This is a genomic window from Shinella granuli (assembly GCF_004341885.1).
Lineage (GTDB): Bacteria > Pseudomonadota > Alphaproteobacteria > Rhizobiales > Rhizobiaceae > Shinella > Shinella granuli.
In genome coordinates this window covers 256,340-282,110 of record NZ_SLVX01000007.1, presented here as the reverse complement: position 1 = coordinate 282,110, position 25,771 = coordinate 256,340, and the positions used below count along the sequence as shown (strand labels likewise).

Genomic DNA, 25,771 nt, shown 5'->3' with positions numbered 1-25,771 from the left:
GCTCAATTCTCACCAGTCCCGTCAGGAAACCCTAGAGCGAGTTCGTCGGCCGCCAGAAGCGCCGCCGCTCTCGTTCGATGGCCGGGTTATAGGCCCACTCTCCCCACGGCGTCAACAGGGCATGTGACATTTTTTTGAAAAAATCTGCAGAAACATGCCCCCGCCATTCGTTTCCCCCGGATTTTCAGGGCTTTCCCGCGGGAGAAAAGCCGTTTGGCCGCGATTGCCCTCAGATTTTCACATTCCGGCTCTCTAGAGGAGTTCACAAGAACCAGCGTGATTTGACTCGCATGCCTTCCTGCGTGCATGGTCCCGCGCTGAAAACAGAACGCGACACAGGGCGAAGCGCAATCGGCATGACCACCGACCGGAACATGATCCGATCCCTCGGCAACGAACCGCCGATCCTCGCCGACGGACGCAAGGCGCCCGACCGCCGGGAAATCTCGCTGCGCTGGCTTTCCGGCACGTTCCTCACCGGCATCACCTCCTCCATCCTGATGGGCGTCGCGCTGTTCGCCGCACTCGACGGGCGCCAGCAGCTCGCCATTCCGGCCGAGGCCTTTGCCGCGCTCGGCGCGACGAACCAGACGAGCAAGACCGGCGAGACGGCAAAACGCGGCGAGCGCGTCGTCGAGACGGCGATCGTCGCCAAGCCGGCCGACAAGAAGATCATGGAAATCTCCACCGTGATCCATGACGGCGAGAAGGAAGTGGTGCGCCGGCAGCCCTTCGCCCATGTGAAGATGGCACTGGCCGCGAACCACACGACGAGCGAGGACTATCCCCGCTTCGATCCGCTCGCGATCTTCTCCACCAATGGCAAGGATGCCGCGCCCGCCTCGCGCATGGGCGCGATCTATGGTTCGGATGTCGAATCGGAAGTCGCGCTGCAGACCGATGCCTTCCCGACCGGCGGCTCGGCGCTCGACTATGCCGACCAGATGTCGATCGAGGAGGTCGAGGAGAATGTGCGCACCAACGGCTCGGTGCTGACCGACGGCAGCACGCAGGTCGCCTCGCTCTACTATGTCGACCCGCAGCGCTTCGCCTCCGATTCCTCCGACCTCGACCTCCTGCAGGGCCTGACGGCCCGCATCGTCGAGGAGAACATGAGCGTTTCGAATTACGATACGCTGACGCCGGACGACACGGAATATGCCGACGACGTGATCCCCGTGCGCCGGGCGGCCGATATCGGCGAGATCATGACCGCGGCCGGCTATACCAAGGCCCAGGCCGAAGATCTTTCCTCCTATCTCGAAGGCCCGCTCGGCGGCAAGCAGTTGGCCGAGGGCGACGTGCTGCGCATCTGCATCGCGCAGAAGGGCAAGGAAGCCAGCATCGTGCGCGCCAGCGTCTATTCGCGCGGACGCCATGTGACGACCGCCGCGCTCGACGACAAGGGCCGTTTCGTCAACGGCACCGAACCGCCGGTGCTCGACGCCGTCGCCACCGCCTTCGACAACGACGACCGGCCGGCGATCATTGCCGGGCGCGACCTGCCGCGCGTCTATGACGGCATCTATCGCGCCGCGCTCTCCTACGGCATGGGCAAGGACATGACGGCGGAGGTCATCCGCGTCCTTGCCAGCAATGTCGATTTCCAGGCGCAGTTGCGGCCGACCGATTCGCTCGAAGCCTTCTTTTCCGTCACCGACCAGAACGGCGCGGCGACGGAAGAATCCGAGATCCTCTTCCTCGACGCCAGGTTCGGCGACACGGAAACCCGCGTCTACCGTTTCCAGAACCCGGAAGACGACTCCGTCGACTATTACGACGAGAACGGCAAGAGCATCCGGCAGTTCCTGCTGCGCAATCCCGTCCCGAACGGCACCTTCCGCTCGGGTTTCGGCATGCGCCGTCACCCGATCCTCGGCTTTTCGCGCATGCATACCGGCGTCGACTGGTCCGCGCCGCGCGGCACGCCGATCATCGCGGCCGGCAACGGCGTCGTCGAGAAGGCCGGCTGGGATTCCGGCGGCTACGGCAACCAGACGCTGATCCGCCATGCCAATGGCTATGTCTCGTCCTACAATCACCAGAACGCCATCGCCAAGGGCATCAAGCCCGGCGTCAAGGTCCGCCAGGGCCAGGTCATCGGCTATGTCGGCTCGACCGGGCTTTCGACCGGCCCGCACCTGCATTACGAGATGATCGTCAACGGCAACAAGGTGGATGCGCTGAAGATCCGCCTGCCCGGCGGCAAGTCGCTGGAGGGCAAGGCGCTTGCCCAGTTCGAGGTCGAACGCAAGCGCATCGACGACCTGCTCGGCCGCGGCGCGCCGACGGAAGTCGCCGAGACGCGTTGAGGCTGCGGGAAATCCCGAAGGCCGCGATGCGCGGGCGAGCGGCACCGTCGTTCGCAATCAGATCAATCGAGGAAAAAACGCGTCCCCGCAGGTTCACGCCTTCTTGCGGATCAGGAAACGATGCCCCGCCTCGACGCGCTCGCTCGCTTCGAGCGCGTGGCCGTCCTCGTGGCAGAAGTGGGGAATGTCGATGACGGCGAGCGGGTCGGTGGTTTCCACCCAGAGCGTGCTGCCGGCATCCATCGTCGAAAGGCGCTTGCGCGTCTTCATCACCGGCAGCGGGCATTTCAGGCCGCGCAGGTCGTAGACCTCGGCGTCGTCGCGGGCCGCCGTCGCGGTCATTTCTGCCAGAACTTCCAGAACGGCTTTTCCGCCGTCTTCTCGACGACCTGGACGCTCGGATTTTCCTCCGGCACCGGCAGGGCATCGGCGCCCGCGGCCGGCTTTTCGACACGCTGGCCGGTGGTTGCGACGGCGGTGGTCTGCGTTGTCTGCGCCGCCTGCCGGCCGGCATCTTGCTGGCTCTGCTGCGTCATGCCGGCGACGGGTTCCGCCTTGCGCGGCGCGGTCTTGCTGTTCCAGAATTTCCAGAAGGGCTTTTCTTCCTTCTTCTCGACGACCGCGACGCCCGGATTTTCCTCCGGCACCGGCAGGGCGCCTGCGCCGCGCGCCTGCTTCTGCACCTTCTCGGCGGCGACGTCGGCAGCGAAGGCTTCCGCTTGCTTGATCTTCGCCTGCTCGGCCGCAAGCTTTGCCTCTTCGGCCTCGCGCACCGCGCGTTCGGCCGCCTCGACCTTGCGCCTTTCGGCCTCCTCCGCCTTGCGCTTCTGCTCGGCGATCTCCCGGGCGGTCATCAGCTTGCCGGCGTCCAGCGAATTTCCGGTCGGCGCATAGGCGAGCTCGCGCCCCTTGCGCTGGTCGGCGACGATCGCCTTGCGCTGGGCCTCCGAAGGCTCGACCCAGACCGTGCCGTCATATTTCTGCATCGCCTTGGCATAGGCTGCGGCATAGGTCTTGTTGTAGCTGCCGAGCGCCACTTCGAGGGCGGCGGGCGTCGTCATCGCCGGGCAGGCACCCGTCGGCGAGAAGGGTTTGTCGGCCTGCTGGTTGAAGACATATTTCTTCTCGCAGACATTGACCTCCGGCGGACGCTTGGTCAGCTCGAAATGGTCGTAGCCGACCTTCAGCATCCTCCAGAATTCGATGTTCGGATTGTCGCGGTGGCGCGCCATGTTTTCCGCGGTCATGCGGAAGGGGAAGGCCTGGAGCTGGATCGTCGACTGGCCGCCGTTGAAGGCGTCGCGCGCGAAGGCGAAGATTTCCACCATCTGCTCGTCGGTCATCGAATAACAGCCGGACGACGAACAGGCACCATGGATCATCAGATGGCTGCCGCTCGCCTTGTTGGCGCGGTCATAGGCGTTCGGAAAACCGGTATTGATCGCCAGGAAGTAGCTCGAATTCGGATTCATATGCGCCCTGGACAGCGGATAGAACCCTTCCGGCGCCTGGCGGTCGCCTTCCTTCATCTTCGGGCCGAGCTTGCCCGACCAGGCGCAGATCTTGTAGTTGCGCACCAACTGGTAACGGTTCGAGCGGTCGGCCTTCCAAAGCTCCAGCCGGCCCTCTTCCTTGAAGATGCGCAGCATCATCGGCGAGGAGCGGTCGATGTTCATCGAGGAAAGCTTGCCGAGCACCGCCGAGGAAAGCTGGTAGTCGGTCTTCTTGGAAACCTTGCTGATGTCGACGTCGACCTTGTCGAACGAGTCGAGCGTCTCGTTGGTGCAGCCGGCGGCTGCCACAGCAAGAAGCGATACGGCGGCAAGAACAGTCAGGCGCATTCCAGAAGTCCGTCAACAATCGTCAGATCGCAAGCCGTCGCGCCGGCGGGCGGACGCGCAGTGGTAACCGGCTTATACTTCATAAAGTGTTAACCGGAAATTCTTTCGCGAGGCTGCCGGCACGCCGCATCGTTTCAGACACAAGGATTATGGCCGAGATGGGGCAGAAGGTGGCCAAGGGACGCCGATCGGCACGAATCCACTCAGAGCTGGCGGCCGATATTGAGATAGCGCTGGCGGCGATCCTTGCGCAACAGGTCGCCGGGCTTGGCGGAAAGCTCCCTGAGCGCGTCCGCGATGACGTCGCCGGTGCGCGCGATGACGGCCTGCGGATCGCGATGCGCGCCGCCGACCGGCTCCTGGATGATGCCGTCGATGATGCCGAAGGCCTTCAGGTCCTCGGCCGTGATCTTCATGTTGCTGGCCGCTTCCTTGGCGCGGGTGGAATCGCGCCAGAGGATGGAGGCGGCGCCTTCCGGCGAGATCACGCTGTAGATCGCGTGTTCGAGCATGTAGACGCGGTCGCCGGTGGCGATCGCGATGGCGCCGCCCGAGCCGCCCTCGCCGAGCACCACGGAAACGATCGGCACGCGGACGTTGAGGCACATCTCGGTCGACCGGGCGATGGCTTCCGCCTGGCCGCGCTCTTCCGCACCGATGCCGGGATAGGCGCCGGCCGTATCGATAAGCGTGATGATCGGCAGGCCGAAGCGGTCGGCCATTTCCATGACGCGGATCGCCTTGCGGTAGCCTTCCGGCCGGGCACTGCCGAAATTGTGTTTCAGGCGCGACTTGGTGTCGTTGCCCTTCTCCTGGCCGATGATGGCGACGGGCTCGCCGTTGAAGCGGCCGAGGCCGGCCTGGATCGCCTCGTCCTCGGCGAACTTGCGGTCGCCGGCAAGCGGGGTGAACTCGTCGAAAAGCTGGCCGGCGAAATCGAGGAAATGCGGGCGTTGCGGATGGCGCGCGACCTGCGTCTTCTGCCAGGGCGTCAGCTTGGCGTAGATATCGGCCATCGCCTCGCGGGCGCGCACTTCCAGCCGGCCGACCTCATCCGTCGTGTCGATGCTCTCATCTTCCTCGGCGAGCTTGCGGAGCTCGTGGATCTTGCCTTCAAGATCCGAGATGGGCTTTTCGAAATCGAGGTAGTTGTGCATGAGATGCGTTTCCGATCGTTTGCTCAAACCGCGTCAGGATGCCGTCGGCCGGGACCAGCGGCATGAAGAGGGGTCCTAATCCGGTTTTTTTGCCTGTTTGGCAAGGGGGTGATGGGTCTGAACGAGCTGGTGGAGCCGTTCTTCCAGCACATGCGTATAGATTTGTGTCGTCGAAATGTCCTGATGGCCGAGCAGTTCCTGCACCGCGCGCAGGTCCGCGCCGTTCTGCAGGAGATGGCTGGCGAAAGCATGGCGCAGCACATGCGGCGAGAGCGTCGAGGCGCGGATTCCCGCTCGCCCCGCCAGCGCCTTCAGGTCGCGCGCGAACACCTGGCGCGGCAGATGGCCCTCCTTGCTCTTCGCCGGAAACAGGAAGGCGCCCGCCGCCGGATCGTCGCCGATATCGGCCGCCAGCGCCTCGCCATAGGTTTCGAGGGCCGCGACGGCGGCGCGCGACAGCGGCACCAGTCGCTCCTTGTTGCCCTTGCCCTTCACGACGAGGAAGCGACCCGTCTGCGCCAGCACGCTCGCCGGCAGCGAGACCAGTTCGCTGACGCGCAAGCCCGTCGCATAGAGAAGCTCCACCAGGAGATGCATGCGGCGGCGCTGGAGGAGCGTGTCGCCCGGTTCCGCCGCCTCCGTCTCCGCCCGGTCGATCAGGCGGCCGACATCCTCGACGCTCAGCGTCTTCGGCAGCGGCCGGCCCTTGCGGGGAGCATCGAGAATGCCGGTCGGGTCGTCGCCGCGCAGCCCCTCGCCATAGAGGAACTTGAAGAACTGCCGCAGCGCCGAAAGCCGGCGGGCCTGCGAGGAGGCGGCAAAGCCCTGCCGGGCGAGATGGGCGAGATAGGCGCGCAGGTCGTCCGCCGTCGCCTCCACCAGGCGCACGCTCCGCTCGTTGAGGAAGGAGCGCGCATCCGCGAGGTCCCGCTCGTAGGATTGCAGCGTGTTCGTCGCCGCGCCGCGCTCGGCGCTCATCATTTCGAGAAAGGATTCGACCTGAAGGGCGGATGGATCCCTCATTGTTGCGGATTCACCCGCTCGGAAGGAATGCGGATCGTCACCTCGCGCTCCGTCGGCTCCACGAAGGTCACCAGCGCCACCATCGTGCCGTAGATCGAACCGGCGATCACGGCGCAGAAGAACAGGAATCGGAACAGGGTCGGCATGGCGCTCTCCGGGGCGATGGTCCCTATATCGCCCCGCCATCCGCCGAGCGCAAGGCCGGCCACGGGTCGACGCGAACGATGGATCGGCACCAAGGCTTGACGCTTCCGGCGCTTTTGTCGATACGGAAAGGGACGAAACCCCGGAAAACACGCATGACCGAGCTGACCGATCAGGCCCCTCTCACGCTTGCCGCTGAGGCCCGCGCCGCGCTCGGCAAGCGCAACCTCGTGCTGATCGGCCTGATGGGCGCCGGCAAATCGGCGATCGGCCGCATGACCGCGCAGGCGCTCGGCATTCCCTTCATCGATTCCGACCATGAGATCGAGCGCGTCTCGCGCATGTCGATCACCGACCTGTTCGCGGCCTATGGCGAGGCCGAGTTCCGCGCGCTGGAGACCCGCGTCATCAAGCGCCTGCTGCGATCCGGCCCGCGGGTCGTGTCGACCGGCGGCGGCGCCTATATCAATGAGAACACCCGCAAGCACATCAAGCGCGGCGGACTGTCGGTCTGGCTGAAGGCCGACCTCGATGTCCTGTGGGAGCGCGTCAACAAGCGCGACACCCGCCCGCTGCTGAAGACGGAGAACCCGCGCCAGACGCTCGAAAACCTCATGAACGCCCGCTATCCGATCTATGCGCAGGCCGATCTCACGGTCCTGTCGCGTGACGTGAAGAAGGAAACCATGGTGGAGGAGGTGCTCACCGCGATTACCGCCGCCACCAAGAAAGCCTGACGAGATGACGATGACTGCACCTGCCACCGCCCGCCGCACCGTACGGGTAGACCTCGGCGACCGTTCCTATGACATCCTGATCGGCCCGGGCCTCATACCCGCCGCCGGCCGGGAGATCGCCAGCCGCCTCAAGGGCCGCAAGATCGCCGTCATCACCGACGCGCATGTCGCCCCCCTCTATCTCGACGATTTCATGGCCGCGCTGAAGGCGGAAGGCATCGAGGCCGTCTCGCTCGTGCTGCCGGCCGGCGAGAAGACGAAGAGCTTCGAACATCTGATCAGCGTCTGCGACAGCGTGCTCGCCGCCCGCATCGAGCGCAACGACGCGGTCGTGGCGCTCGGCGGCGGGGTCATTGGCGACCTCACCGGCTTTGCCGCCGGCATCGCGCGCCGCGGCTCACGCTTCATCCAGGTGCCGACCTCGCTGCTCGCGCAGGTCGATTCTTCCGTCGGCGGCAAGACCGGCATCAACTCTTCGCACGGCAAGAACCTCATCGGCGTCTTCCACCAACCGGACCTGGTGCTCGCCGATACGGACGTGCTCGACACGCTTTCCCCGCGCGAATTCCGCGCCGGCTATGCCGAAGTCGCCAAATACGGCCTGATCGACAAGCCGGACTTCTTCGCCTGGCTGGAAAAGAACTGGCGCGCCGTCTTTGCCGGCGGCGAGGCCCGCATCGAGGCGATCGCCACGAGCTGCCAGGCGAAAGCCGACGTCGTTGCCGCCGACGAGCGGGAGAACGGCCAGCGCGCCCTGCTCAATCTCGGCCACACCTTCGGCCATGCGCTGGAGGCGGCGACACACTATGATAGCGCCCGCCTCGTGCATGGCGAGGGCGTCTCGATCGGCATGGTGCTCGCCCACCAGTTTTCCGCCCGCATGAACCTGGCCAGCCCCGACGACGGCAAGCGCGTCGAAGCGCATCTGCGCGAAGTCGGCCTGCCGACCGCCATGGACCAGATCCCGGGCGGCCTGCCGCCGGCGGAGGTGCTGATGGATGCCATCGCCCAGGACAAGAAGGTCAAGGGCGGCAAGCTCACCTTCATCCTGACGCGCGGCGTCGGCCAGTCCTTCGTCGCCGATGACGTGCCGCAATCCGAAGTCGTCGCTTTCCTCAAGGAAAAGCTGCCGAAATGAACAGCGACACGCCCGCCGCGCTCGCTCCCCTCCCCTGGCCGCTGATTATTGTCCTCCTCGGCCTGATCGTTCTCGCCGCCGTTCTCTTTCGCCGGCGCAGATCGATCGCCGCGCGCTGGCACGCGCACCGGGAGACGCGCGAGGCGGACGTCGATCGCCGGGGCGGCCAATCCCCCCGCGACGGCGCGGCGGCAAGATCCGATCGCGAAAAATCTTCCGGCATGCTCGACCTCGATGCCCTCGAAGTCTCCGACATCATGATCCACCGCACGACCATGCGGGCGCTCAATGCCGGCGACCCGCCGGAGGAGATCGTCAAGGCCGTGCTCGAAAGCCCCTATACGCGCATGCCGCTCTGGGCGGGTTCCGTCGACAACATCGTCGGCGTCGTGCACGCCAAGGATCTCTTGCGCGCGCTGGCGGAGCCGGGCACCGAGCCGAAGAACCTCGACATCACCAGGGTGGCGCAAAAACCCTGGTTCGTGCCCGATACGACGACACTCAAGGAGCAGCTCGCCGCCTTCCTGCGCCGCAAGGAGCATTTCGCGACCGTGGTCGACGAATATGGCGAGGTGCAGGGCCTCGTCACCCTGCAGGACATCCTGAAGGAGATCGTCGGCGACATCTCCGACGAGAAGGCCGTCGACATGCAGGGCGTGCGGCAGGAGGCGGACGGTTCGCTCGTCGTCGACGGCGGCGTGACGATCCGCGACCTCAACCGCGCCTTCGACTGGAATCTTCCCGACGAGGAGGCGACGACCATTGCCGGCCTCGTCATCCACGAATCGAAATCGATCCCGGAAGAGCGCCAGGCCTTCACCTTCTACGGCAAGCGCTTCATCGTGATGAAGCGGGTGAAGAACCGCATCACCAAGCTGCGCGTCCGCCCCGTCGAGCCGGAAACGCCGCGAACCTGATTACCAGCGCGTCGCCTCGCCGGGCGCGGCCGCCTCGACGGCCAGCGCATGCAGCCCCGCATCGAACTCCGCCTTCACCAGGTCGTTGATCGCCCGGTGGCGCGCCACGCGGCTCATGCCGGCAAAGGCGGCAGCGACGATGCGCACACGCATATGCGTCTCCCCCGCGCCGTTGAAATCCGGTTGGTGGCCGGCATGCAGATGGCTCTCGTTGATGACATCGAGCCGTTCCGGCGCGAAGGCGGCGGTCAATTTTTCGCTGATGCTGGACTTCATGGACATGGCAGACCTTCGGCGGCGGAAACCGTGCGCCGCGATGCACAAAATGGTTCCACAAAGCCAGCAACAATCCGCTTTGTCAATTCTTGTTGCGGGCCCTCCGGAACCCCATAATGGGGCCATGAAACTCGATTCCAAATACTTCGACCGCATCCGCACGAAGCGGCGCGTGGAGCGTCCCGAACGCTCCGCGCCGACCTGTCAGTGGGATGGCTGCGAGGAGAACGCCGTGCATCGCGCGCCCGTCGGCCGCAATGCCGAAGGCCAGTATTTCATGTTCTGCTTCGAGCACGTCAAGGAATACAACAAGGGCTACAACTACTTCTCCGGCCTCTCCGACGGCGAGATCGCCCGCTACCAGAAGGAGGCGATCACCGGCCACCGCCCGACCTGGACGATCGGCGTGAACAAGGCCGCGAAGAACGGCCCGACGCAGGGCACGGCGCGCTCCGGCACGGCCGGGGCAAATCAGCGCATCCGCGATCCCTTCGGCTTCTTCGCCGAGGGGAAAGGCCGAAGGCCGCAGATGGAGCCGCGCGCCAGGAAGCTGAAAACGCTGGAGGCGAAGGCCTACGACACGCTCGGCCTTGCCGCCACCGCAACGGCCCAGGACATCAAGACCGCCTACAAAGCCCTTGTCAAAAAGCATCACCCCGATGCAAATGGCGGAGATAGAGGCTCGGAAGAGCGTTTTCGCGCGGTCATCCAAGCATATCAATTGTTAAAGCAGGCCGGCTTCTGCTAGAGCATTTTGCGGCCGGACGGAATCGCCCGGTTTCGCACGATGCTATCAGGCAAAGGGCGCAGTCGGCGTGCACTAGGATATTGGGGTGGAGGCGAAGAACCCGCCGCCCGCGGAGACGTGATGAGCAAGATGGATCTCGATATTTCCAACCTCCCCGATACCACGGTATCCGTCCGGGAGGTTTTCGGCATTGATACGGACCTCAAGGTTCCGGCCTATTCCAAGGCGGACGCCTATGTGCCGGACCTCGACCCGGACTACCTGTTCGACCGGGAAACCACCCTCGCCATCCTCGCGGGCTTCGCGCATAACCGCCGCGTCATGGTCTCCGGCTATCACGGCACGGGCAAGTCGACCCATATCGAGCAGGTCGCGGCCCGCCTCAACTGGCCGTGCGTTCGCGTCAACCTCGACAGCCATGTCAGCCGTATCGACCTCGTCGGCAAGGACGCCATCGTCGTCAAGGACGGCCTGCAGGTCACAGAATTCAAGGACGGCATCCTGCCCTGGGCCTACCAGCACAATGTCGCGCTCGTCTTCGACGAATACGACGCCGGCCGCCCGGACGTGATGTTCGTCATCCAGCGCGTCTTGGAATCCTCCGGCCGCCTGACGCTGCTCGACCAGAGCCGCGTCATCCGCCCGCACCCCGCCTTCCGCCTGTTCGCCACCGCCAACACGGTCGGCCTCGGCGATACGACGGGCCTCTACCATGGCACGCAGCAGATCAACCAGGCGCAGATGGACCGCTGGTCGATCGTCACCACGCTGAACTACCTGCCGCACGACAACGAAGTCAGCATCGTCGCCGCCAAGGTGAAACGCCTTGCCGCCGGCAAGGACGGCCGCGACACGATCTCGCGCATGGTCCGCGTCGCCGATCTCACCCGCGCCGCCTTCATCAACGGCGACCTCTCCACCGTGATGAGCCCGCGCACCGTCATCACCTGGGGCGAAAACGCCGAGATCTTCGGCGATCTCGCCTTCGCCTTCCGCGTCACCTTCCTCAACAAGTGCGATGAGCTGGAACGCACGCTGGTCGCGGAACTCTACCAGCGCGCCTTCGGCGTCGAGCTGAAGGAAAGCGCCGCCAACATCGTGCTGGAGGCGACGGCCTGAGGCCCGGGAAAAGCGCATGGCAGCTCGCGGAGACAATTCGAAGCCGAGGCCCGGCGGCGTGGTCGACATGGAGCCCTTCCGCCGCGCGGTGACGGGCTGCGTGCGCGCCGTCGCCGGCGATGCGGAGGTGGAGGTTTCCTTCGCCAACGAGCGCCCCGGCATGACCGGCGAGCGCATCCGCCTGCCGGAACTGACGAAGCGCCCCTCGCCCACCGAAGTCGCGATCACCCGCGGCCTCGGCGATTCGATGGCGCTGCGCAAGGCCTGCCATGATGCCCGCATCCATGCGACCATGTCGCCGCAGGGGGCCGACGCCCGCGCGATCTTCGACGCGGTCGAGCAGGCACGCGTCGAGGCCATCGGCTCCAACCGCATGCCGGGCATGGCGCAGAACCTCACCACCATGCTGACGGAGAAATACGCCAAGGCGAATTTCGGCGCGATCACCCGCCAGGCCGATGCGCCGCTCGAAGAGGCCGTTGCCCTCATCGTGCGCGAGAAGCTGACGGGCCAGGCCCCACCGGCCTCCGCCGGCAAGGTGCTTGATCTCTGGCGCGACTTCATCACCGACAAGGCCGGCAAGGACATGGACGGGCTTTCGGCCGCCATCAACGACCAGCAGGCCTTCTCCCGCGTCGTGCGCAACATGCTCGCCTCGATGAACGTCGCCGAACAGTATGGCGAGGACGAAACCGAACCGGATGATTCGGAGACGCCCGAGGACGAGGACCAGCCGCGCAGCGACGAGCAGGAAGACAACGAGAGCCAGGAGGACGCCGGCGACGACGCGGCGCCCGACGACGAGAACGAGACGTCCGACGAGCAGATGGACGAAGGCGAGATGGACGGCGCGGAAATCTCCGACGACGATCTCGTCGACGACGACGGCGATGACAGCGAGACGCCCGGCGAGGTCCGCCGCCCGAACCATCCCTTCAGCGATTTCAACGAGAAGGTCGACTACACGGTCTTCACCGAGGAATTCGACGAGATGATCACGGCGGAAGAGCTGTGCGACGAGGCGGAGCTTGATCGCCTGCGCGCCTTCCTCGACAAGCAACTCGCCCATCTGCAGGGCGCCGTCGGCCGCCTGGCGAACCGCCTGCAGCGCCGCCTGATGGCGCAGCAGAACCGCGCCTGGGAATTCGACCTCGAAGAGGGCTATCTCGACAGCGCCCGCCTGCAGCGCATCATCATCGACCCGATGCAGCCGCTCTCCTTCAAGCGCGAGAAGGACACGACCTTCCGCGATACGGTCGTGACGCTCCTGATCGACAATTCCGGCTCCATGCGCGGCCGGCCGATCACCGTCGCCGCTACCTGCGCCGATATTCTCGCGCGCACGCTGGAGCGCTGCGGCGTGAAGGTCGAGATCCTCGGCTTCACCACCAAGGCATGGAAGGGCGGCCAGTCGCGCGAGAAATGGCTCGGCAGCGGCAAGCCGCAATCCCCCGGCCGCCTCAACGACCTCCGCCACATCGTCTACAAGGGCGCGGACGCCCCCTGGCGGCGCGCGAGGCGCAATCTCGGCCTGATGATGCGCGAGGGCCTGCTCAAGGAAAACATCGACGGCGAGGCGCTGATCTGGGCGCACAACCGCCTCTTGGCCCGCCCTGAGCAGCGCCGCATCCTGATGATGATCTCGGATGGCGCGCCGGTCGATGATTCGACGCTTTCGGTGAACCCCGGCAACTATCTGGAACGGCACCTGCGCGCCGTCATCGAGCAGATCGAGACGAAGTCGCCGGTCGAACTTCTCGCCATCGGCATCGGCCATGACGTCACCCGCTACTACCGCCGCGCCGTGACGATCGTCGACGCCGACGAACTGGCCGGCGCGATGACGGAACAGCTCGCCTCGCTCTTCGCCGACGAGGCCACCAGCCGACGCCCCGCCGGCCGACGCCGTGCCGGCTGAGCCGGCGCGACGCCGGCGCATAGGGAGCCTTCTGCGAGGCCTCCCTCTTCTCGCCGTCACCATAGCGCTTTCGCTGCCATTGCCGGGGTCTGCGACGGCGGAGGGCGTCGCGCTTCCCGTCACCAGCCGCGCCATCACGCACTTCACCTTCGGCTCCGACCAGCGCATCTTCGGCAAGCTCGAATTCCTCGGCGGCATCAGCTATTCGTCCAGCAATCCCCTGCTCGGCGCCGTCTCGGCGATCCGTTTCCGCGCCGACCGGCAGGATTTCGTCGCCGTGCTCGATACCGGCCACTGGCTGACCGGCCGCATCGAGCGGGACGCCGAAGGCCGCCTGAGCGGCCTTGCCGATCTCAACATACGCTCGATGCTCAACGAGGAAGGCCAGGACGAGAACGTCAAGTACCAGATGGATGCGGAGGGCCTTGCCCTCGGCGAGGGCGAGGTTCTGGTGAGCTTCGAGAACGTCCACCGCATCGACGCCTATCCCGACCCCGGCTTCATGGACGCAAGGCCCGCGCGCCAATTGCCGCTCCCCTTCCCCCGGCGCGAGCTGCGCAGCAACCGCGGCATGGAGACGCTGGCGATGTCACCGGAGGCGGGGCCGCTCGGCGCCGTGCCGGTCACCGTCACGGAACGCAGCCTCGATCCCGACGGCAACGTCTTCGCCGCCGTGCTCGGCGGCCCGCGCGCCGGCACCTTCGCTGTCACGCGCAACGACCCCTGGGACATCACCGACGGTGCCTTCCTGCCGAATGGCGACCTCCTGCTGCTGGAACGCCGCTTCCGGCTCTCCGACGGCGTCGGCATGCGCATCCGCCGCATCGACGGCGAGAGTATCCGCCCCGGCGCGGTGGTCGATGGCGAGGTGCTGATCGACGTCGACCTCAGCCACCAGATCGACAATATGGAGGGGCTGGACGTCGTGGTGATGGGTGAGGACGATATCCGACTGATCGTCGTCTCCGACGACAACCACTCGATTCTCCAGCGCAACCTGATGCTCGAATTCCGCCTGCCACCGGGAAAGTAGGACCACCGCCACCCCTCCGTCATAAGCCTGGCCCTGAGCCTGGGTATTCGCGTTCCGGAGGCGGCGATAGGCCCCTCGGCTCAAGGCCGAGGGGTGACGGCGGCGGGTGGGGCGAGGCGTCAACCTGAACCGCCTGCCGGCCGTGCCTTTTCTTCTCAGGCCAGCTTTTCGACGCCCGGCATCGGCTTCAGCTTGCTCATCAGCGCACCATAGGGCAGCAGCATGACGAAGCCGACCAGAACCTTCACCGAAAAGTCGCCGAGCGCCCAGGAGATCCAGCGCGGGGCTTCCGCGGCAAGAACGCCCAGGATCGGCGCCCATTCGATCGCGAAGGCATCGTTCGGGCCGAAGACGGAAAAGGCCGGCGCGAAGGCGAAGGAGAAGAACAGGATCGTATCCAGCAGCGAGCCGATCAGCGAGGCGATCAGCGGCGCGCGCCACCAGGCCTGCCGGCGGAGCGTGTTGAAGACCGAGATGTCGAGCAACTGGCCGAAGAGGAACGCCGAGCCGGATGCGATCGCGATGCGCGGCGAGGCGACGGCGAAGGAGAAGGCCACCGCCACGACGAAACCGGCGGCGACGACGCGGCGCGCGACACGCGGGCCGAACTGGCGGTTGGTGAGGTCGGTGATGAGGAAGGCGACCGGATAGGTGAAGGCGCCATAGGTCAGGAGGTCGCCGAGGTTGATGCCCAGCAGCACGCCCGAAAGCGGATACTGCACCAGCACGTTGGAGGCGACGACCACGGCCGTCATCAGGAGGACATAGAGAAGGGTAATGCGGTTCGCGAGCATTTTTTTATCCTGGGTGATGCCACCAGTTGGAGGGATGAGGCGATTCCGGGAAAAGCGGCTTTCCGCAGGAATTGCGTTTTAGCGCAAAGCATTGAGGCCTGCCCGGGACCCGGTCAAGCCTCAATGAAACGGTCTGACGTGACGCCTTGGATCAGGCGGCTGCAGCGGTCTTCTTGGCGATCTGGCGGCGCAGCAGGCGAGCGCGCATCGACAGTTCGTTCTCTTCGGCCTTCAGCAGGAAGGCGTCGAGGCCACCGCGGTGCTCGACCGAGCGGAGGGCAGCAGCGGAAACGCGAAGACGGAAACGCTGGCCGAGGGCGTCGGAAATCAGCGTGACATTGCACAGGTTCGGCAGGAACTTGCGCTTCGTCTTGTTGTTTGCGTGGCTCACATTGTTGCCCGACTGGACGCCCTTGCCGGTCAATTCGCAACTACGGGACATGGTACACCTATTTTTCTTGGTTCAGGACAATACGTTTCCGGCACCGAAACCGGCCGCAGTCCGTCTGGCCTTTTTGGAAAGTCGCGGTTCTATAGTCACAGGCGGCGCCGACGTCAAGCCAAACCTGCCGTTCACCCTGAATTCAGTTGCCAAAGGCCATGATTTGCAGGCAAGAGCAAGTGGAACGGACTTTTGCCGCGGCGTAGAATCGCCGCAATGGCAGACTAGGCGGAGCGTCTCAATGGGAGTCGTGAAGATGAGCAGGCGGGTTTGGGTTGCTGGCGCTGTCATGTCGCTTGCCCTTGCGGGTGGCGCAACGCCGCTTTCGTCGGCGGAAATCGAGCATCGCACGGATTACAGCATCCGCCTGTCCGGCCTGCCGGTGGCCACCGCCACCTTCCGCTCGGCCTTCAACGGCAACCGCTACACGATTTCCGGCAGCCTGCAATCGGCCGGCCTTGCCGATATCTTCTCGAGCACCAAGGGCACGACCTCGGTCTCCGGCACCGTGAGCCGCGGCCGGCTGCACGCCACCAACTATTCGGTGAACTACAAGAGCGGCAAGCGCAGCCGCGCCATCGACGTCACCTTCCACAACGGCAATGTCATCACCGCCAGCATGACGCCACCGCGGCGCAAGCCGAAGAACTGGGTGCCCGTCTCCACCGCCGACATGCGCGCCGTGCTCGACCCGATTTCCGGCCTCATCATCCCGGAGGGAAGCCGCGTCTGCCCGAAGACGCTGCCGATCTTCGACGGCGAGAGCCGCCTCGACCTGAAGCTGAGCTCCAAGGGCACCAAGCCCTATTCCACCAAGGGTTTCGAGGGCGAGGTCGTCGTCTGCGGCATCCGCTTCGTGCCGAAATCCGGCTATCGCAAGGGCCGCGACGACGTGGAATATCTGCGCAAGCTGCAGACGATGGAAATCTGGTTTGCCAAGGCCGAGGGCGCGAAGGTATATGCTCCGGTCTATGTACAGATTCCGACCAAGCTCGGCCCTGTCACCGTCTCGGCCACGCGCTTCGGCGGCTGACGCGCCCGGCCCGTCGGCAGACCGGCGGGAGTGATCGGCCTTGAAGACGCGTGCGACCCTGATTGGCTTTTCGGCGATCCTGATGTGGTCGCTGCTCGCGCTCTTTACCGCGGCCTCCGGCAAGATGCCGCCCTTCCAGCTCTCCGCCGTCTGCTTCCTGATCGGCAGCCTGCCCGGCATCCTCGTGCTCCTCGCCCGGCCCGAGCGCACCAGGCTGCTGCGGCAGCCGGCCAAGGTCTGGCTCACCGGCATTCTCGGCCTCTTCGGCTACCACTTCCTCTATTTCACCGCGCTGCGCAACGCGCCGGCCGTGGAAGCCGGCCTCATCGCCTATCTCTGGCCGCTGCTCATCGTCGTCGGCTCGGCGCTGCTGCCGGGCGAGCGGCTGAAATGGAACCATGTCGTCGGCGCGTTCCTCGGCCTCGGCGGCACGGTGCTCATCGTCGGCCGCAACGGCTTCGCCTTCGACGATGCCTATCTCCTCGGCTATGGCGCGGCCTTCCTCTGCGCCTTCACCTGGTCGGGCTATTCGCTGCTCACCCGCCGCTTCGAGGCGGTCTCGACGGATGTGGTGACCGGCTTCTGCCTCGCCACCGCCCTCCTCTCGCTTGCCTGCCACCTGATGCTGGAAACCACGGTCTGGCCGCAAACGGGCTTCGAATGGTTCGCCGTCGCCGGCCTTGGCCTCCTGCCCGTCGGCGCGGCCTTCTATGCCTGGGATTTCGGCGTCAAGAACGGCGACATCCAGATCCTCGGGGCGGCCAGCTATGCCGCACCGCTGCTCTCGACGCTCGTGCTGATTCTCTCCGGCTTTGCCGAACCGTCCTGGCGCATCGGCCTTGCCTGCCTGCTGGTCACGGGCGGGGCCATCCTCGCCGCCAAGGACATGATCTTGCGCAAGGCGGCGACAAGCCCGGCCTGATCAGGCGCCCGGTTCCCAGCCGGGCGGCGCCATCTCGAAGGAGGAGAAGAGGAAGCCCGGCGAGACCGTGCATCCGACCAGCGTCCAGGCGCCGAGCGGTTCGGCCGATTGCCACCAGTTCGCCGGCACGATTACCTGCGGCCGTTCGCCCGCCGCAAGATCCGGCCCCAGCACCTGCACCGCCGCCCGCTCCGCACCATCGCTCACCGACAGCGCCAGCGGCCCACCGGCATAATGATGCCAGACCTCGACGGCATCCCTCACCCGATGCCAGTGCGAGCGCTCGCCCCGCTCCAGCAGATAAAAGATCGCCGTCGAATGCCCCCGCGTCCCGCCCGCCGTGTCGCGAAAGGTCTGCACATACCAGCCGCCTTCCGGATGCCGCTCCATGCCGAGCCGGGCGATGATATCCTGCGGCGTCATCAGAACCGGTCCTTGCGCGCACGAATTTCCGCAAAGACCTCGGCGTCGCTCGCCTTTTCCATGCGAAGATGACGGCGGATCGCCGGATCGGCAGCGCGCAGGAAGGGGTTGGTCGCCTTTTCGAGGCCGATGGTCGTCGGCGCGGTGAACGCGCCTGCCGCCCGAAGCGACTCGATCTCCGCCACGCGGCTTGCGAGCGCGGCATTGTCCGGATCGACGGTTATGGCGAAGCGCGCATTGGAGAGCGTGTATTCATGGCCGAAATAGACGATCGTCTCCTCCGGCAGCGCGGCGAGCTTTTCGAGCGATTGCCACATCTGCGCCGGCGTGCCCTCGAAGAGCCGGCCGCAGCCGAGCGCAAAGAGCGTATCGGCCGCAAAGAGCAGCCTTTCCCCGGGCAGATGGAAGCAGATATGTCCCGCCGTATGCCCCGGCGTCAGGATGACCTCGACAGGCCTGCCGGCAAAGTCGAAACTGTCGCCGCCATCCACCTTGCGGTCGATACCCGGGATCGTCTCACGCGCCGGCCCGATGATCGTGACGCCGAAGCGGTCCTTCAGCGCGAGATTGGCCTCGACATGGTCGTTGTGGTGATGCGTCGTGAAGATATGGCTGAGCGTCCAGCCGCGACGGGCGAGTGCATCGCGGATCGGCTTTTCCTCCGGTGCATCGATGCTCGCGGTCGCCCCCGTCACAGGATCGTGCAGCAGCACGCCGAAATTGTCGCTGCGGCAGGGAAAGAGGTCTATTTCCAGCGGGGTCATGGCGCATTCCTCATCGCATTGGCGGGCGGTCGGCGGGAATGTAAGGCAATCGGCCTTGAAGTCCACCGGCCCGTCGCGCACATTCAGGTCATGCATGCCGATATCGTCGACCTTCGTGAATTCTATCACTCGCCGCTCGGGCGCCTCGCCGACCATTCGATCGCCATGGCGCTCGCCTCGCTCTGGGCACGCCTGCCGGACGAGCGGCTGGTCGGGCTCGGCTATGCCGTGCCCTATCTGGAACGGTTCCGCGTCGATACGGAGCGCACCTTCGCCTTCATGCCGGCCGGCCAGGGTGCGGTGAACTGGCCGCCGGGCGAGCTCTCCTCCACGGCCCTCGTCTTCGACGAGGAACTGCCGCTGCCGGATGCCTCGGTCGACCGCGTGCTGATGGTGCATTCGCTGGAATTTGCGGAAAACCCGCGCGAGACGATGAAAGAACTCTGGCGCGTTCTGGCCCCGGGCGGGCGGCTCGTCATCGTCGTGCCGAACCGGCGCGGCGTCTGGGCGCGCATGGAGCACACGCCCTTCGGCTCCGGCCGGCCCTATTCGCGCGGCCAGTTGACAGCGCTGTTGCGCGAGACCAACTTCACGCCCGGCGCCTCGGCCGAAGCGCTGTTCTTCCCGCCCTCCAAGCTGCGCAGCGTGCAGAAACTGCGCGGCGCCTTCGAGCGGCTGGGGCGCACGCTCTGGCCGATGTTCTCCGGCGTCATCATCGTGGAGGCGCAGAAGCGGCTCTACCAAGGCCTGCCCGTCGCCGCCCGCGCCTCGCGCCGCGTCTTCGTGCCGGTGCTCGCCCCGCACGGCGTGCCGACGACGCGCGAGCGCGCCCCGCGCTGATCCCCTCGACAAATGCCGGCCCGCCCGCTAGAGCGGGCCCAAGCGGAAACGAAGGGCGAAGGGCATGACGGACGGACATTTCGACAAGATCGCGCTGATCGGCATCGGGCTCATCGGCTCCTCCATCGCCCGCGCCGTCAAGGCGAAGGGCCTTGCCAAGGCCGTCACCATTTCGAGCCGCAGCCAGGAGACGCTCGACCGTGCCCGCGAACTCGAGCTCGGCACCGATTACGTCCATGACGCCGGCAAGGCGGTCGAGGGCGCCGATCTCGTCATCGTCTCGGTGCCCGTCGGCGCCTCCGGCAAGGTGGCGGAGGACATCGCCCCGCATCTGAAGCCCGGCGCCATCGTCACCGATGTCGGCTCCACCAAGGCCTCGGTCGTCGCGCAGATGCTGCCGCACATGCCGAAGACCGTGCATTTCATCCCCGGCCACCCGCTGGCGGGCACCGAGCATTCCGGCCCGGACGCCGGCTTCGCCGAGCTGTTCCAGAACCGCTGGTGCATCCTCACCCCCGTGCACGGCACGGACAAGGAGGCCAAGCGCCGGCTCGCCGCCTTCTGGGAGGCGCTCGGCTCCAAGGTCGACGAGATGGATACGGAACACCACGACAAGGTGCTCGCCATCGTCTCGCACCTGCCGCACATCATCGCCTACAACATCGTCGGCACGGCCGACGACTTGGAGACCGTGACGGAATCCGAAGTCATCAAATATTCCGCCTCGGGTTTCCGCGATTTCACCCGCCTCGCCGCCTCGGACCCGACCATGTGGCGGGACGTCTGCCTGCACAACAAGGATGCGATCCTCGAGATGCTGGCGCGCTTTTCCGAGGACCTCGCCTATCTGCAGCGCGCCATCCGCTGGGGCGACGGCGAGAAGCTCTTCGACCTCTTCACGCGCACCCGCGCCATCCGTCGCTCGATCATCGATGCGGGCCAGGACACGTCCGCGCCGAACTTCGGCCGGCCGGTCGCCGACAGGAAGAACTGAGATCAGATCGGCGGGATGAACGCGATCGGGAAGAGGCCGAGATAGACCGTCCCGTCCTGGACGTTGAGCTTCACCACCGCCCGGTCGCCGCCCTTCGACAGGCCCTCGACCGCCTGCGCGACCTGCGCCGCCGTCGCCGCGATTTCCGGGAATGCCTCGGAGATCCGGTCGCGCCACACCGTGATGCCGGCAATGTCGAGATCGAGCGTGCCAGAGAGATAACCGTCGTCGCCCACCTTGAGCGGACCGGAAAGGGTCGCCACCTTGCCGTCGCCGAGATCGAGCGACAGACGGCGCAGTTCCACATTTGCGCCAAGCGGCGCACCGGCCGGCGGGCCCTCGGCGGAAATCCACGTCGCCGCATCGGCAATCGTCATGTCGGCCGAAACGTTAAGCGGTGGCAGCACCCGGTCGCCAAGATCGAGCGATAGCGCGTCGAAGGAAGCGGCGACATCGAGCGCGTCGCCGGACTGGCGGATATGCTTTTCGCCATGGGCAGCGGTCAGACCGAGCGAAACGGCTTCCGAGGGCACGTTGAGCCGACCCTTCAACCCGTCATAGGCGACAGAGGCACGGTCGAGCCCGTTCGTCCAGGCAGTGCCGCTCGCCCGCAGGAGGTCCCAGTCGGCATCGAAGACGAGATCGGGCGTCACGCGCACCTGCGCCGGCCCGTCGAGTTCGATCACCGCATGACCCGGTCGATAGACCTGCGCGGCCGAGCGCAGCGCCCCGAAGGTCGCCGACAGGCCCGTCGGGCGGTCGTCGATGTCGACCGCATCGCAGAAAAGGCCGATGCGGAACGGGAAGCCGCGGACGGAAAGGTTGCGGCACGAGGCCGAATGCAGGCTTTGCGCGGACGCGGCGAGCTGCCGGTCCAGCGTGTCCTTCAGCCAGCTTGCGGCATAGAACCATCCGCCCGTATAGAGCACGGCGACGAGAACGACGGCAACGGCGAGCCGGACGAGTTTGCGCGTGACGCCGGACGTGCCGGCGCGGCTTGACGATGCCATGTTGTTCTCCAATGGTGGCGGACATGATTTGCCCGCAAGCGCGTCAAAGCCGGCAATTGCGGCGGCTTTTTGAGAGATGGTCCAGGTGACGGTGGATATGAACGAATTCTGGGTTTTTGGCTACGGTTCGCTGATGTGGAATCCGGGCTTCGAATTCGAGGAACAGCAGCCGGCCCATCTCTTCGGCTTCCGCCGTTCGCTCTGCGTGCGCTCCTGGGTCCATCGCGGCACGGAGGCGAGACCCGGCCTCGTGCTGGGCCTCGATCGCGGCGGCTCCTGCCGCGGCGTCGCCTTCCGCATCGCGCCCGCAAGCCGGGAGGCGGTGGTCGATTACCTGCGCGAGCGGGAGCTGGTGACCCATGTCTACAAGGAACGCACGCTCGCCGCGACGCTCGGCGACGGCCGCCGGGTCTCGACGCTCGCCTATATCTGCGACCGCGCCCACCACCAGTTCGCCGGCGCGCTCTCCATCGAGGAGGCGGCCGCGACCGTCAGCACCGCCGTCGGCAAGTCCGGCCACAATATCGACTATGTGCGCAACACGCTGGCGCATCTGCGCGAAATGGGCATCCGCGACCATTGGCTGGAGGATGTCGGCCGCACCGCGGAAAACCTCCACGCACGAAGCTCCGCCTGATCAGGCGGCATGCGCCTTCAGCTCCGCCAGCCGCCGCTCGGCCGTCGGCGGCAAAGGCAGGTTCGGGTTCGCCGCCGCGGTTTCCACCAGCAGCCGGTCGCTCGCCGTTTCCATCACCTCGACGAGATGGGCGAGGAAGGCGTCGGGATCCATGCCCGGCTCGATCGCCGGCAGGATGCGCACCTTGAAGTGCCCGGGATAGCGGATGAACTTGCGCCGCGGCCAGAACAGGCCCGGATGCATGACGACGGGCACGACCGGCACCTGCAGATCGCGATAGAGCCGGGCGATGCCGTATTTGTATTCCGGCGTGGCGCCCGGCGGGCGGCGCGTGCCCTCGGGATAGATGATGAGCTGGCGGCCGGAATTCATCTCGTCCTTGGTGCGCTGCATGACCGCGGCCATGACCTTGCCGCGCGCGCTGCGGTCGACCGGCACCATGCGCTGCTTCTTCAGATACCAGCCGAAGAGCGGGATCCAGGTGAGTTCGCGCTTGAGGATGTAGAAGGGATCGTCCAGCCAGGGCAGCAGTGCATAGGCATCCCAGAAGGACTGGTGCTTCGGCGCGAAGATGTAGCCGCCCTTCGGGATGTTCTCCAGCCCTTCGATCTCGAAGGTCGTGCCGACGATCACCTCGAAGAGCCAATGGTTGCTCCTCACCCAGTTCTTTGCGATGCCGTAGGCCTTCTTGCGCGGCAGCAGGAAATAGGCCGGCGTCATGACGATCATCTGCACGATGAGATTGAAGTAGAAGAGGGCATTGAAAAGCACGGAACGGAAAACGATCATCGGGCAGCCTGTCAGCGGGACGCGTTTCTTCGCCCTACACGATATTCAAAACCGTGTCGCGCAAAAGTGTGTGCGGTTTTGCAATGACGAGATGCGGAAAATAAAGGGCCTGAAAGGAGACTCCCGCCGCGGTGCTCAACCGCCGGAAAGGCCTGCCATGTCGCCACGAAGGCCGGACCAGCTGCGTGCGCCGGCAAAGGCGCGGATATGCGCAAAGCTGTATTTGATATATTCCGACAGCATCGCCTTCATGATGCCCGGCTGGCGTAGCCAGTTGCCGTTCTTCAGGTCCGAATTGACGACGGGATAGGCGATGAACTCAGTCCTGGGATCGCTGACCTTCAGCTCCAGCAGGCTGCGCGGCATGTGGTAATTGTTGGTGACGACGAGCACGCGGCGGAACTGGTGATCACTGATCCAGCGCGCCGTCTCGTTGGCATTGCCGATCGTGTCCACCGCCTCGTAGCCCATGTCGACGCAGCATTCGAAAAGCGTGGAGGAACTCTGCGTGAGCTTGCGAAGCTGGTTGCCGCTCGTCGCCGGGTTGACGCCCGAGATCAGCAGCCGCTCGCCGGCCCCCTGCTTGAGAAGGTCGATCGCCCGGTCGATGCGCTGGTAGCCGCCGGTCAGGACCACGATGGCATCGGCCTTCGGATCGCTCGGCGCTTCGAGCGCGGCGACGGTTTCGGCGAAATAGAGGAAGCCGCCCGTGCCTGCCACGGCGGCTAGCAGGAGGAGCGCGAGAACCACGCGCACGGCGAGGCGGACGGGGCCCTTGCGCCGCCGCCCTGCCCCGTCAGACCGGGCGCCCTGCGGCACATCCGGCTTTCCCCGTTCAAGCGCGTTCATGATTCCGTCCATAAAACGCGATTGCGGCAACGGATAGTCCGTTTCGCTGCGACGGTTCGTCCGGCCCACGTCATGGGTCGGGCAACTGGTCGGTACGCGATGGATCGGAACGGATCTGGTCGATCTCGTGGATGGTCCGCATGACGGTGAAACGGGCCGTCAGCGTGGTCAGGAGCGCGATGACGACGATGGTTCCGGCAATGCCGAGATAGCCCGTGGCCCCCATGGAGAAGGTGCCGAACAGCGCCGTCGCCTGGTCGCTCTGGGGCGTCGCGATGGAGCGCCCCTGCCAGAAACCGGCAACGGCGAAGAACAGCGCCGCCAGGAACCCGCCGGCCACCGAGCCCTTCAGGCTGATCTTCAGAAAATGCTTCTGGAATTCGGAGGCGACGAAACTGGCCTCGGCGCCGACGAAATGCAGCACCTCGACGATGTGCCGGTTGCCGGAAAGCGCGCCGCGCGTCGCGAAGATGACGGTCAGCACCATGGCGGAAAAGACCAGCACCAGCACGCCCGTGCCGATGAAGGCCGTCGTGCGCGCCATGGCAACGAGACGGTCGACCCAGGTACGATGATCGTCGAGGAAGGCCGTCGGGATCTTCTCGGCCAGCGCCGCCCGCATCGCCGAAAAATCGGGCGGGGCCTGCTCGTCGATGGTGACGATGACGAGGCGGGGCACCGGCAATTCATCGATGTTCAGCCCCTCGCCGAGCCAGGGTTCGAGCAGCCTTGCCGTCGCCGCCTTGTCGACGATCGTGCCGTCGCGCGTGCCGGAGAAGGTGAGCGCGAGGTCGCGCGCCTCCGTGAGCGCCTTCTCCATGTCGAGATCGTCGTCCGGCTTGATCTGGATGGTGATCTCGCGGGAGATCTGGCTCTGCCAGCTCGCCGCCGTCGCCCGCACCATGCTGACGGCGCCGAAGGTGAGGCAGGCGAGGAAGGCCATGATGGCGATGACGAGCATCAGCGCATTGCCGGAGACGTTTGCCGGCGGCACGATGGGCGCCGTCGGGCGCACCTTCATTTCCGGCCGGCGGGCGGGCTGGGCCTCCTGGGTGGTCTCACGGGGCGCGTCAGTCATAGATGTCGAGCCGCCCCTGCGAGAGGATCATGCGTCGCGCCTCCACCTGGTCCATCAGCGAGAGGTCGTGCGTGGCGATCACCACGGCGGTGCCGAGCCGGTTCAGTTCGAGAAAGAGGCTGAGCAGCCGCCGTGCCATCGGCGGATCGACATTGCCGGTCGGCTCGTCGGCGAGCAGCAGTTCCGGCCGGTCGATGAGGGCGCGGGCAATGGCCGCACGCTGCTTCTCCCCGCCCGACAGCACCGGGGGCAGGACGTTGATTCGCTCCCCCAGCCCGACCCATTTCAGGAGTTCGAGCACGTCGGCGCGATAGCTCGATTCCTCCTTGCCGCGCACGCGCAGCGGCAGGGCGACGTTCTCATAGGTCGTCAGGTGATCGAGCAGGCGGAAATCCTGGAAGACGATGCCGATGCGCCGACGCAGCATCGGCAGCTCGTCGCGCGGGATGGCCGAGATTTCGCGGTCGAAGGTGCGGATGATGCCGCGCGTCGGCTGCAGGGAGAGGAAGAGCAGGCGCAGCAGCGTCGTCTTGCCGGCGCCGGACGGCCCGGTCAGGAACTGGAAGGACCGGCGCGGAATATCGAAGGTCAGGTCGCGGAGAATCTCCGGGCCCATCCCATAACGCAGTCCGACATTCTCGAAGTGAATCAATGATCAATCCGGTTCTAGAAGCGGGTTACCCTTGCCCGCCGAAGCAGGTCCGCTGGCGAGGTCGCACAGGAAAACGGCTCTTTCACGGTCGGGTTTCCGAAGCATTAACCAGTATGGTTTACGTTTGGTAAGGATTTCATTCAATGCCCGACTTTTCGCCGATGATTTGCGCGGAAGGGCG

The 25,771-nt window shown here is 65.7% G+C and carries 27 protein-coding genes and 1 pseudogene; 13 read left to right on the top strand and 15 right to left on the bottom strand.

All coding sequences use genetic code 11. The features are described from left to right. Positions 1-356 precede the first annotated feature (356 nt). Positions 357-2,312 (top strand): M23 family metallopeptidase, encoded by a 1,956-nt coding sequence (locus tag EV665_RS14470; RefSeq protein WP_064331560.1) that lies wholly within the window; start codon positions 357-359, stop codon positions 2,310-2,312. Between the two features lie 93 nt (positions 2,313-2,405). On the opposite strand, the gene EV665_RS14465 is transcribed toward EV665_RS14470, so the two are convergent. The 5 genes from EV665_RS14465 to EV665_RS14445 all read right to left on the bottom strand — a co-directional run bounded on the left by EV665_RS14465 (position 2,406) and on the right by EV665_RS14445 (position 6,479). After that, positions 2,406-2,654, bottom strand: a complete 249-nt coding sequence (locus tag EV665_RS14465) for a sulfurtransferase TusA family protein (protein ID WP_064331561.1) — start codon at positions 2,652-2,654, stop codon at positions 2,406-2,408. After that, a complete protein-coding gene (locus EV665_RS14460) occupies positions 2,651-4,153 on the bottom strand; it encodes a L,D-transpeptidase family protein (RefSeq protein ID WP_133034595.1) in 1,503 nt (500 codons plus the stop codon). The genes EV665_RS14465 and EV665_RS14460 overlap by 4 nt, the downstream gene beginning before the upstream one ends. 203 nt (positions 4,154-4,356) lie before the next feature. Beyond that, on the bottom strand, positions 4,357-5,310 hold the full coding sequence (locus EV665_RS14455) for an acetyl-CoA carboxylase carboxyltransferase subunit alpha (RefSeq protein ID WP_133034594.1): 954 nt from the start codon (positions 5,308-5,310) through the stop codon (positions 4,357-4,359). A gap of 75 nt (positions 5,311-5,385) precedes the next feature. Beyond that, positions 5,386-6,333, bottom strand: coding sequence for a site-specific tyrosine recombinase XerD (locus EV665_RS14450; protein ID WP_064331564.1), 948 nt, complete (start codon positions 6,331-6,333; stop codon positions 5,386-5,388). After that, positions 6,330-6,479, bottom strand: coding sequence for a hypothetical protein (locus EV665_RS14445; protein WP_133034593.1), 150 nt, complete (start codon positions 6,477-6,479; stop codon positions 6,330-6,332). Before EV665_RS14445 ends, EV665_RS14450 begins: the two co-directional genes overlap by 4 nt. A gap of 153 nt (positions 6,480-6,632) precedes the next feature. Here EV665_RS14445 and EV665_RS14440 point away from each other — a divergent pair, with 153 nt between their 5' ends. From EV665_RS14440 to EV665_RS14430, 3 genes and pseudogenes are all read left to right on the top strand, one after another. Then, positions 6,633-7,214 carry a shikimate kinase gene (locus EV665_RS14440; protein WP_064331565.1) on the top strand — a complete coding sequence of 194 codons (582 nt, stop codon included), beginning with the start codon at positions 6,633-6,635 and terminating at the stop codon, positions 7,212-7,214. Positions 7,215-7,224: 10 nt separating this feature from the next. Then, entirely contained in the window at positions 7,225-8,352 is a 1,128-nt protein-coding gene (gene aroB / locus EV665_RS14435; protein WP_133034592.1) for a 3-dehydroquinate synthase, read from the top strand. A gap of 218 nt (positions 8,353-8,570) precedes the next feature. Next, positions 8,571-9,269, top strand: a pseudogene (locus EV665_RS14430) (transporter associated domain-containing protein); the annotation flags it as partial. Here EV665_RS14430 and EV665_RS14425 read toward each other — a convergent pair. Next, positions 9,270-9,551 (bottom strand): BolA family protein, encoded by a 282-nt coding sequence (locus EV665_RS14425; RefSeq protein WP_064331567.1) that lies wholly within the window; start codon positions 9,549-9,551, stop codon positions 9,270-9,272. It abuts the pseudogene before it with no gap. 118 nt (positions 9,552-9,669) lie between these two features. Here EV665_RS14425 and EV665_RS14420 point away from each other — a divergent pair, with 118 nt between their 5' ends. The 4 genes from EV665_RS14420 to EV665_RS14405 all read left to right on the top strand — a co-directional run bounded on the left by EV665_RS14420 (position 9,670) and on the right by EV665_RS14405 (position 14,363). Continuing rightward, a complete protein-coding gene (locus tag EV665_RS14420; RefSeq protein WP_064331568.1) occupies positions 9,670-10,293 on the top strand; it encodes a J domain-containing protein in 624 nt (207 codons plus the stop codon). Positions 10,294-10,413: 120 nt separating this feature from the next. Further along, positions 10,414-11,412: a cobaltochelatase subunit CobS gene (cobS, locus tag EV665_RS14415; RefSeq protein ID WP_064331569.1), complete on the top strand. Its 999-nt coding sequence runs from the start codon at positions 10,414-10,416 to the stop codon at positions 11,410-11,412. Between the two features lie 16 nt (positions 11,413-11,428). Next, a complete protein-coding gene (gene cobT / locus EV665_RS14410) occupies positions 11,429-13,330 on the top strand; it encodes a cobaltochelatase subunit CobT (RefSeq protein WP_133034590.1) in 1,902 nt (633 codons plus the stop codon). Positions 13,331-13,361: 31 nt separating this feature from the next. Next, complete coding sequence (locus EV665_RS14405) at positions 13,362-14,363, top strand: esterase-like activity of phytase family protein (protein WP_162853061.1); 1,002 nt, start codon at positions 13,362-13,364, stop codon at positions 14,361-14,363. A 155-nt stretch (positions 14,364-14,518) separates the two neighbouring features. On the opposite strand, the gene EV665_RS14400 is transcribed toward EV665_RS14405, so the two are convergent. Then, positions 14,519-15,157, bottom strand: a complete 639-nt coding sequence (locus EV665_RS14400; protein WP_064331572.1) for a VUT family protein — start codon at positions 15,155-15,157, stop codon at positions 14,519-14,521. A gap of 151 nt (positions 15,158-15,308) precedes the next feature. Next, complete coding sequence (gene rpmB / locus EV665_RS14395) at positions 15,309-15,599, bottom strand: 50S ribosomal protein L28 (protein WP_064331573.1); 291 nt, start codon at positions 15,597-15,599, stop codon at positions 15,309-15,311. Positions 15,600-15,840: 241 nt separating this feature from the next. Between rpmB and EV665_RS14390 the strand changes: the two genes are divergently transcribed. After that, positions 15,841-16,632 (top strand): DUF3108 domain-containing protein, encoded by a 792-nt coding sequence (locus EV665_RS14390; RefSeq protein ID WP_371328569.1) that lies wholly within the window; start codon positions 15,841-15,843, stop codon positions 16,630-16,632. A gap of 40 nt (positions 16,633-16,672) precedes the next feature. Beyond that, positions 16,673-17,554 (top strand): aromatic amino acid exporter YddG, encoded by an 882-nt coding sequence (yddG, locus tag EV665_RS14385; protein WP_133034589.1) that lies wholly within the window; start codon positions 16,673-16,675, stop codon positions 17,552-17,554. Here yddG and EV665_RS14380 read toward each other — a convergent pair whose 3' ends face one another. Together EV665_RS14380 and gloB are read right to left on the bottom strand one after the other, a co-directional pair. Then, entirely contained in the window at positions 17,555-17,977 is a 423-nt protein-coding gene (locus EV665_RS14380) for a cupin domain-containing protein (protein WP_133034588.1), read from the bottom strand. Beyond that, entirely contained in the window at positions 17,977-18,741 is a 765-nt protein-coding gene (gloB, locus tag EV665_RS14375) for a hydroxyacylglutathione hydrolase (RefSeq protein WP_133034606.1), read from the bottom strand. Before gloB ends, EV665_RS14380 begins: the two co-directional genes overlap by 1 nt. Before the next feature lie 90 nt (positions 18,742-18,831). Here gloB and EV665_RS14370 point away from each other — a divergent pair, with 90 nt between their 5' ends. After that, positions 18,832-19,581 (top strand): class I SAM-dependent methyltransferase, encoded by a 750-nt coding sequence (locus EV665_RS14370; protein WP_133034587.1) that lies wholly within the window; start codon positions 18,832-18,834, stop codon positions 19,579-19,581. 64 nt (positions 19,582-19,645) lie between these two features. After that, positions 19,646-20,575, top strand: coding sequence for a prephenate/arogenate dehydrogenase family protein (locus tag EV665_RS14365; protein WP_133034586.1), 930 nt, complete (start codon positions 19,646-19,648; stop codon positions 20,573-20,575). 2 nt (positions 20,576-20,577) lie between these two features. Here the strand turns inward: EV665_RS14365 and EV665_RS14360 are convergent, their stop codons facing one another. Then, complete coding sequence (locus EV665_RS14360; RefSeq protein WP_133034585.1) at positions 20,578-21,585, bottom strand: DUF2125 domain-containing protein; 1,008 nt, start codon at positions 21,583-21,585, stop codon at positions 20,578-20,580. An 85-nt stretch (positions 21,586-21,670) separates the two neighbouring features. Between EV665_RS14360 and EV665_RS14355 the strand changes: the two genes are divergently transcribed. Beyond that, complete coding sequence (locus tag EV665_RS14355) at positions 21,671-22,222, top strand: gamma-glutamylcyclotransferase (RefSeq protein WP_133034584.1); 552 nt, start codon at positions 21,671-21,673, stop codon at positions 22,220-22,222. On the opposite strand, the gene EV665_RS14350 is transcribed toward EV665_RS14355, so the two are convergent. The 4 genes from EV665_RS14350 to ftsE form a co-directional block, all read right to left on the bottom strand. Beyond that, entirely contained in the window at positions 22,223-23,011 is a 789-nt protein-coding gene (locus EV665_RS14350; protein WP_064331579.1) for a lysophospholipid acyltransferase family protein, read from the bottom strand. Positions 23,012-23,146: 135 nt separating this feature from the next. Then, positions 23,147-23,860, bottom strand: a complete 714-nt coding sequence (locus EV665_RS14345; protein ID WP_064332684.1) for a YdcF family protein — start codon at positions 23,858-23,860, stop codon at positions 23,147-23,149. Between the two features lie 70 nt (positions 23,861-23,930). After that, a complete protein-coding gene (locus EV665_RS14340) occupies positions 23,931-24,938 on the bottom strand; it encodes a cell division protein FtsX (RefSeq protein ID WP_133034583.1) in 1,008 nt (335 codons plus the stop codon). Continuing rightward, complete coding sequence (ftsE, locus tag EV665_RS14335; protein ID WP_064331581.1) at positions 24,931-25,590, bottom strand: cell division ATP-binding protein FtsE; 660 nt, start codon at positions 25,588-25,590, stop codon at positions 24,931-24,933. The genes EV665_RS14340 and ftsE overlap by 8 nt, the downstream gene beginning before the upstream one ends. Positions 25,591-25,771 lie beyond the last annotated feature (181 nt).